This window comes from uncultured Intestinimonas sp., assembly GCF_944387245.1.
Lineage (GTDB): Bacteria > Bacillota > Clostridia > Oscillospirales > Oscillospiraceae > Intestinimonas.
In genome coordinates this window covers 1-7898 of the sequence record NZ_CALXEE010000087.1, presented here as the reverse complement: position 1 = coordinate 7898, position 7898 = coordinate 1, and the positions used below count along the sequence as shown (strand labels likewise).

The 7898-nt window shown below is 64.7% G+C and carries 10 protein-coding genes; all 10 read right to left on the bottom strand.

The window, feature by feature from the left end; genetic code table 11:
* Positions 1-25: 25 nt before the first annotated feature.
* On the bottom strand, positions 26-1303 hold the full coding sequence (gene obgE, locus Q0K15_RS09855) for a GTPase ObgE (protein WP_294515677.1): 1278 nt from the start codon (positions 1301-1303) through the stop codon (positions 26-28).
* 86 nt (positions 1304-1389) lie between these two features.
* A complete protein-coding gene (rpmA, locus tag Q0K15_RS09850; RefSeq protein WP_101692346.1) occupies positions 1390-1674 on the bottom strand; it encodes a 50S ribosomal protein L27 in 285 nt (94 codons plus the stop codon).
* Between the two features lie 4 nt (positions 1675-1678).
* Complete coding sequence (locus Q0K15_RS09845) at positions 1679-2014, bottom strand: ribosomal-processing cysteine protease Prp (RefSeq protein ID WP_227603029.1); 336 nt, start codon at positions 2012-2014, stop codon at positions 1679-1681.
* Positions 2015-2034: 20 nt separating this feature from the next.
* Positions 2035-2346: a 50S ribosomal protein L21 gene (gene rplU / locus Q0K15_RS09840; RefSeq protein ID WP_204739601.1), complete on the bottom strand. Its 312-nt coding sequence runs from the start codon at positions 2344-2346 to the stop codon at positions 2035-2037.
* 320 nt (positions 2347-2666) lie between these two features.
* Positions 2667-3764 (bottom strand): metallophosphoesterase, encoded by a 1098-nt coding sequence (locus Q0K15_RS09835; protein WP_294515676.1) that lies wholly within the window; start codon positions 3762-3764, stop codon positions 2667-2669.
* A gap of 31 nt (positions 3765-3795) precedes the next feature.
* Complete coding sequence (gene prmA / locus Q0K15_RS09830) at positions 3796-4734, bottom strand: 50S ribosomal protein L11 methyltransferase (protein ID WP_294515675.1); 939 nt, start codon at positions 4732-4734, stop codon at positions 3796-3798.
* 22 nt (positions 4735-4756) lie between these two features.
* Complete coding sequence (locus Q0K15_RS09825; RefSeq protein WP_294515674.1) at positions 4757-5623, bottom strand: DegV family protein; 867 nt, start codon at positions 5621-5623, stop codon at positions 4757-4759.
* Between the two features lie 48 nt (positions 5624-5671).
* Positions 5672-6199, bottom strand: coding sequence for a DUF1836 domain-containing protein (locus Q0K15_RS09820; protein ID WP_294515673.1), 528 nt, complete (start codon positions 6197-6199; stop codon positions 5672-5674).
* Between the two features lie 166 nt (positions 6200-6365).
* The gene (locus Q0K15_RS09815) at positions 6366-6944 is read right to left on the bottom strand and encodes a hypothetical protein (RefSeq protein WP_294515672.1); all 579 of its coding nucleotides are present in this window, start codon (positions 6942-6944) and stop codon (positions 6366-6368) included.
* Positions 6945-6964: 20 nt separating this feature from the next.
* Positions 6965-7726: a nucleoside phosphorylase gene (locus Q0K15_RS09810; RefSeq protein ID WP_294515671.1), complete on the bottom strand. Its 762-nt coding sequence runs from the start codon at positions 7724-7726 to the stop codon at positions 6965-6967.
* Positions 7727-7898: the final 172 nt, after the last annotated feature.

Sequence of the window (7898 nt, the reverse complement as noted above, 5' to 3'; positions counted from 1 at the left end):
AAGGCGCTCCGTTTTTTTGCTCGGGTTATTTCTGGTATTCAAATTCCAGATTGTAGAGGCAGACGGTGTCGCCGTCCTGGACGCCCATCTCCTCCATGCGCTGGAAGAGGCCGGATTCCCGCAGGACCCGGTCGAACCAGTTCCGGGACTCGATGTCCCCGAAGTTGACGTTGGCCATGAGCCGCTGGAGCCAGGGCCCGTCCACCATCCACACGTCGTCCACCTTCTCGATGGTGACGTCGCCGCTGGTGTCCAGCTGCGGGGGGGCGGGGACGTAGTCGGGCTCGTACACCGTGATGGGGGGCAGCTGGGAGAGCAGCCCGGCGGCGTGGCGCATGAGGGCGTCCACCCCCTGGTGGGTGGCGGCGGAGAGCTCAAAGAAGGTGAGCCCCTTGGCCTCCACGTGGGCCTTCAGCTTCTCCAGCAGGGACCGGTCCTCGGCGATGTCGGCCTTGTTGCCCGCCACCAGCATGGGCCGCTGGGCCAGCTGGGGGCTGTACTGGGCAAGCTCTGCGTTGATGGCCTCAAAGTCCTCCACCGGGTCCCGGCCCTCCCGGCCGGACACGTCCACGATGTGGATGAGCAGCCGGCAGCGGTCAATGTGCCGGAGGAAGTCGTGGCCCAGGCCGGCGCCCTCACTGGCCCCCTCGATGATGCCGGGGATGTCGGCCATGACGAAGGAGACCCCCTCGTCCACGTAGACCACGCCCAGGTTGGGGAAGAGGGTGGTGAAGTGATAGTCGGCGATCTTGGGACGGGCCTTGGAGACCACCGAGAGCAGGGTGGACTTGCCCACGTTGGGGAAGCCCACCAGGCCCACATCGGCCAGCAGCTTCAGCTCCAGGATGACCTCACGCTCCTGGCCGGGCAGGCCGGCCTTGGCGAAGTTGGGCACCTGGCGGGTGGGGGTGGCAAAGTGCTTGTTGCCCCAGCCGCCGTTGCCGCCCCGACAGAGGACGAAGGGCTCGGTGGTGGACATGTCGGCGATGATCTGGCGGCTCTCGGCGTCCCGGACCACGGTGCCCAGGGGGACCTTGATGACCATGTCCTCCCCGTCCTTACCCGAGCAGCGCTTGCCGGTGCCGTCCATGCCGTTGCCGGCCACGTACTTGCGCTTGTAGCGGAAGTCCATCAGGGTGGACATGTGGGGGTCCACCTGGAGGATCACGTCGCCGCCCCGGCCGCCGTCACCGCCGTCGGGGCCGCCGGCGGCCACATACTTCTCCCGGTGGAAGGCCACGGCGCCGTTGCCTCCCTTGCCGGACCTTACCGTGATTTTCGCGGTATCCACAAATGCTGGCATAGACAGCACCTCCTGTGTAAAAGTAAGAATAGCGAAAAAACGCCCCGAACAGAGGATACCCTGTCCGAGGCGTTATGATGCTCAAGTTACTGGGCGATCTCCACGATGGAAACCTGCTTGCGGTCCTTACCCAGACGCTCGAACTTGACCTTGCCGTCCTTGAGGGCGAACAGGGTGTCGTCGCTGCCCTTGCCCACGTTCACACCGGGGTGGATGTGGGTGCCGCGCTGACGCACCAGGATGTTGCCAGCCAGGACGAACTGACCGTCGCCCCGCTTCACGCCCAGACGCTTGGACTCGGAGTCACGGCCGTTCCGGGTGGAGCCGACGCCCTTCTTGTGAGCGAAGAACTGAAGACCGATCTTCAGCATGGTGTTACACCTCCATGTCGTAAACGATGATGTTGTCGGGATATTCCTCCCTCAGGTCGGTGAAGTAGACCATCATAGCCGTCAGAAGGGTCTGACAGGTGCTCTCATTGGTCTGCCCCAGGCCGCCGGGGAGCTTGAGGGTGATGGAGGCATCCTTTTCCCGCACCTTTACCGCGGCCTCCAGGCCAAGGATGTCGTTGACGGCGCACTCGGTGAGCCGTACGGCACTGGTGACGGCGGCGCAGAGGATGTCCTCCCCCTGGGAGGCCAGCCCGCTGTGACCCTTGACTTCAAAGCCGGTCAGGCGGCTGCCCTCCGTAAAAAAAGTAACCTCGATCATAGGTCAGGAAAGAGGGAGGCTCAGGCCTCGATCTTGCCGATGGTGACCTTGGTGTAGGGCTGACGGTGGCCCTGCTTGCGGCGGTAGCCCTTCTTGGGCTTGTACTTGAAGACGATGACCTTCTTGCCCTTGCCGTTCTTCACCACGGAAGCGGTGACCTTGGCGCCGTCCACCACGGGAGCGCCGAAGGTGGCCTTATCGCCGTCCAGCACAGCCAGGACCTTATCAAAGGTCACGGTGTCGCCGGCCTCGACGGGAAGCTTCTCGATGAAGAGGGTATCACCCTCGGCCACCTTGTACTGCTTGCCGCCGGTCTCAATGATCGCGTGCATTCTGTTTTCACTCCTTCATTACGGGCTCGCTGTCGGGGGTGGAAAGAAGCGCGGAGAAGCCGGGAGCAGGCGGGCAAGACCCGGAGCGGAGCAAACGGACCGCAGGTCCTGTGGGACCGGAGGCCGGCTTGCGCAGTCGTAGGGGCTTGGACGCCGTCGCGGAGGCTTCGCAGCGTGACAGTGAAGTAGCGCTGAGCGCTCTCTCACTTTCGTACCCAGTCAAAGCGGCTATAATAGTATATCAGTGCCTATGGTGCTTGTCAATGGATTTCTGCCCTAATTTCTCCCTTTTTTCACGATAAAAACAGGGAAAAAGCCGGTCAGAGTTCCTCCAGCCGTCCCAGGTACCAGCCGGTGGAGCCGTTCTTCTTCACCAGGGCGCCCCGGGAGGTCTCCTCCACCACGGAGAGGAGGTCGCCGGGGGCGACGGGGAGGTGGTAGTCGGTGGAGTCCAGACACCACCACTGCCCATCCCGGCACCGCAGGTACTTGGTGAGCACCCACATCTCCCTTCCCGTGCTCAGGTGGCGGCACAGGGAGAACTCCTCCCCCCGCTCCAGCACCTCCACGGCGTGGTCGTTCCAGGAGATAATGAAGGGGTCCGCGCTCTCCGCCTGGCCGTCCAGCGCCCGGCGGGTGGGGAGATCGTCGTAGGAGCACCAGGTGATGTTCTCACCCTCCCGGGGAAGGATGAGGGCGTTGAGCTGGCCGTCGGCCTGGAGGACACAGCCGCCGTCGATGCTGATGATCTTCCGGTCGGGGCAGACCAGGGGCTCACAGCAGGGGCGGCCGGTGTGGTAGAGGGTCACCGGCCAGTGCCCCACCACGCAGTAATAGGGGAAGGAATGGCCCTGGGAGAGAAAATCGTCATTTTTCATGCACTTCCAGGCGTCCAGCTCCTCCATGTGGTCGTAAGAGGGGACGCCGCCGTGGACAAAGACGTAGCCCGGGGCGGTGAGGATGGTAGGCAGGCTCCGGAGGAAGTCCAGCTCGGGGACGAATTTTTCCCGCAGGGCGGCGCGCAGGGCGGGCAGGTCCTCGGGGGAGGACACCGGTGCGCCGATCTCCATGGCCATCTGCACCACCAGGGAGCGCTCCTTCCACACATTGAGGTAGTAGCGGAAGAAGTCCCGGCCCAGGCCGGCATTCTGGTCCACAAAGTCCACTGCCAGGTTGTCGCAGTTGCCGCACAAGGCGTGGACGGTGTGGGTCTTGGAGAGCTCCATGACGTAGCGCAGGGTGGCCAGGCTGTCGGGGCCTTTTTCGATGAGATCGCCCACCAGGACCAGGGCGTCGTCGGTGGTAAAGCCCACCTTGTCCAGCAGGCCCTTCAGCCAGGGCAGGTTGCCGTGGACGTCGCTGACCGCCAGCAGCCGTCCGTTGGCGGGATAGGGGATGGGGCGGACCACCGCCTTCATGGGTCAGGACCTCCTTTTCGTGAATTTGGACTCAGAAGCGGGCGGCGTAGGCCACCCAGCCGTCCCGGTCCTTCCGGCCAAAGACGATGAGGCCGTTCTTCTCCAAGGCGGCGCGGACCTCCTCGCAGCGGGTGTCGATGATGCCCGAGCACAGGAAGACGCCGCCGGGGGCCAGAAGCTCCTCCACGTGGGCGGAGAGGGGGATGATGACGTCGGCCACGATGTTGGCCAGCACCACGTCGTATTTCTGCGCCGAGAGCTCCGCCTTCAGGGAGGCGTCGGAGAGGATGTCCCCGGCCAGCACGGTGTACTTGTCCCGGCCGATGCCGTTGAGACCGGCGTTTTCGTAGGCCACGTCCACCGCCTTGGGGTCGATGTCCACGCCGATGGCGGAGGCGGCCCCCAGCAGCAGGGAGGCGATGGACAGGATGCCCGAGCCGCAGCCCAGGTCCAGCACCTTGGCGCCGGGTTTTACCGACTGCTCGGTCCACTCCAGGCACAGCCGGGTGGAGGCGTGGTTGCCGGTGCCGAAGGTGAGGCCGGGGTTGAGGTAGAGGGCGGTCCGGCCGTCGGGCACCGGCTCCCCCTTCTCCCACTCGGGCACCACGTAGAGCCGCTCCCCGATGGAGAGGGGCTTATAATATTTCTGCCAGCTGGTGGCCCAGTCGTTCTCCCGCAGGGGAGTGGTGGAGTAGGGCAGGTCGATGCCCGCCATCCACTTCTCCAGCTGAGCCTTGCCGTCGCCGTCGTCGGTGACGTAGAACTTCACCCGGGCGGCGCCCTTCATCCTCTCCAGCAGCTCATCGTCCACGTAGTCCCAGTACTGCTTGTTCTGCTCCAGAAAGGTCTTGAAATCGTTTTCGTCTTCAATGGCCAGACCGGTGGCGCCGTTCATGGTCAGCTTGGCGCACAGGTCGTCCAGTTGAGGTTCGGCGGTCTCCACCGTGACCTCCAGCCATGTGGTATCCATAGATGCAGCTCCTTTGGAAAAATTACCGCTTGGTGCCCAGGAAGAAGAGGGCCAGCGTGCCGGGTCCGGAGTGGGCGCCGATGACGGGCCCCACGTTGTTGATGACCACGTCCTTGGTGCCGAAGCGCTTCTTCACGTCGGCGGCCACCTTCTCGGCGTCGTCCAGACAGTCGCCGTGGCTGATGAAGACGGTGTCCACGTCGGTGGCGGTCTTCTCCATGTGGTCCACCAGGGCGGTGAGGGAGGCGGCCCGGCCCCGGGCCTTGCCCATGCTGATGAGGTGGCCCTCGTCGTCCACATGGAGGACGGGCTTGATGGAGAGCATGGTGCCCACCACGGCGGTGGCGGCGGAGATGCGGCCGCCCCGCTTGAGGAAGTGGAGGTCGTCCACAGTGAACCAGTGGCACAGGTGGAGCTTGTTCTCCTCCACCCAGTCCCGGACCTCCTCCAGGCTCTTGCCCTTCCGCTGCTCCTGGACGGCCAGCCACACCAGCAGGCCCTGGCCCATGGAGGCGCACAGGGTGTCCACGGTACAGATCTTCCGGTCGGGGTACTGCTCGGCGAGCTCATTCGCCGCGATGACCGAGGACTGGTAGGTGGTGGACAGGCCGGAGGAAAAGGCCAGCACCAGTACATCCTTCCCGGCCTGGAGGAGGGGCTCCAGCATGGCGGTGTACTCGGCTACGTTGACGGCGGAGGTGGTGGCCATCTCGCCGTCCCGGAGCATCTTGTAAAAGACCTTGGGGTCCATCTCCCGGTCGTCGGGATAGTTGTGGTAGGTCTTGCCCTGCACCGTGAAGGACAGGGGCAGCACCTCCACCCCCAGCTCTTTGACCAGGCTGTCAGGCAGGTCGGCGGAAGAGTCGGTGACGATGACATAGTCGCTCATATGGTAATTACCTCCCGTATAGAATGGAGTATGTACTCCGATTTGAGATCACTTTTTCCGGCGTTCCGGCTTCTCCTCCTGGGGGGCAATGAGGGAGAGGAGGCGCTGGCAGGCCAGCTTGTCGGCGTAGCTGCGCAGGGCCAGCCGCAGGGCCAGCCGGGGCAGGTCCTCCCGGCTCAGGTCGGGGTCCAGCACCTCGGCGGTGCAGTCCAGGGCCAGGGAGAGCTCCTGGTAGAAGGCGGCGTACAGCTTTTCCGGGTCCCGGCCGGCGCTGCCCGTCTCCAGCAGGGTGCGGGTGTCCCGGACGGAGAGGACCTGCTTGAGGGCGCAGATGGCGGTGAGGTAGCCCAGGTGGGTCTTGCTGTACTTCTTGCCCTCGGCCCGGGGAAGCAGGCCGTCCTTGATATAGTTGTTCACCATGGCGGGGGTCAGAGCCTCGCCGCCGTCATAGGAGATGAGCTGGCGGGAGACGTAGGAGATGACCTGGTCCATGTAGAGGCCGATGTCGGGAAAGCTGTCCCACACCATGGGGCGCTCCTCCTCCAGCCGGCGCTTCAGTTCTTCCAGTTCCTCCACTGCGGGTCACTCCTTGTCTTTCATAATTTTAAATATGACATTTCAGCATATCGATATGAATTATACCACGATTTCAGCACTACGTAAAGGGGTGGGAGGAGTTTCCGGGAGGGCTGAAAAAAGCCCGGAGCCCTTCCGGCGAGCGGGCTCCGGGCATAGGGCTGTGTCAGGCCTCCTTGGCGTCCAGGCTGGTGGCGGCGGCGAAGAAGCCGGCCCACTGGGGGGAGCGGAAGAAGACCAGCTGTCCCGGCAGGCGGATGTCCTCCACGGTGAGGAAGCGCTTTTTCTCCTCCCGCTGGGCCAGCAGGCCGTTGAGGTGGGTGAGCAGGCCCAGGTCCAGCCAACCGCCCAGGTCCTGGGCCTCATACTGGCAGTCCTGGCCGTTCAGGGTGAAGGTGAGGGTCCGCTTGCCGTCGGCGGCGGGAGCCAGGTCGCCGCCGGAGAGGTCCGCCGCCCCGCCGGTGAGGGCGGAGAGACTTTTGAGGAGGTCCCGGTACATGGTGTCGGGGGAGGGGGACTCAGGGACCGTCACCAGGGCCTGGTCGGGCTCGTCCTGGGCCAGGCGGCAGAGGAGGGAGAGGTAGGCCGGGTCCTCGTAGGACTCGGGATGGGCCTGGAGGTGGGCCTCCAGTTCGGGGGAGAAGCGGAAGCTCAGCCGCTTGAGGGTGGCCAGCTGCTGATCCACCGGCACCGCCGGGCGGCGGAGCTGGGCGGAGAGGAGACCGGCAAAGTGGTCGAGATCCATGTGTATCCGTCCTTTCTTACTCAGGGGGTGACCCGGCGGGCCAGCTCCAGGGCCAGCCGGAAGTAGGCCTCCTTGGCGTCCTGGGGCAGCTTGCCCAGCAGGCCGGGGTCCCAGAAGTTGTCCCCAAGGTTGTCTTCGGTGTAGAGGAACTGGTAAAATTCCACGCCCCGGAATTTGCACACCGCCGCGCAGGCAGCGCACTCCATGTCAACGCAGAGGCAGCCCTCAGCCTTGCGCCGGGCCACATTCCGCCGGGTCTCCCGGTAGAGGGCGTCGGTGGTCCAGGTGCGGCCCTCCACAAAGGGCACCCCCAGCTGGGTGAGGACCTGGGCGGTACGGGGGGCGGTGTCCAGAGGGATATAGTCCTCCTCCGGGGGGAGGTAGTGGTAGCTCACGCCCTCATCCCGGCGGGCCGCCGTGGGGACGATGAGGTGGCCGTCGGGCAGGGCCCGAGTCAGGGAGCCGCAGGAGCCAAAGAGGATAAAGCGGCGGGCGCCACGGGCGATGACCTCCTCCATCATGCCGGCGGAGGCGGCGCTCCCCAGCAGGGTCTGGTAGAGGCCCAAGGTCTTGTCCTGGTAGTCGATGGCGTAGATAGGGATTTGAAAAAAGACGGGCAGGTGGACCAGCACCCGGGTCCCCGGCCAGTTGGCGGCGGTCTGGGTCAGGGAGGGCTGGAAGGTGACCACCACCGTCTCGGGAAAGCCCTCCACCGGCGCGGCGGCGTGGCTAGGCTCCAGAACCGCCTCCCGGGCGGGGTCGTAAGCGTCCAGAATGCTCATGGGGACCTCCTTTTTTCCAGCGGGGAAGCAAATGGGGCCTGAAAGTGTCTCTCCTCCGTCCGTAGGTGCCCCAGTACACACGCTGGGGCGGATGAGGGTGGGCTTCGTAGGGTGGTGGGGCATCTGGAAAGTCCCGTGCTACAATAGAAGGAACACCAGGCAGCGCCACCAC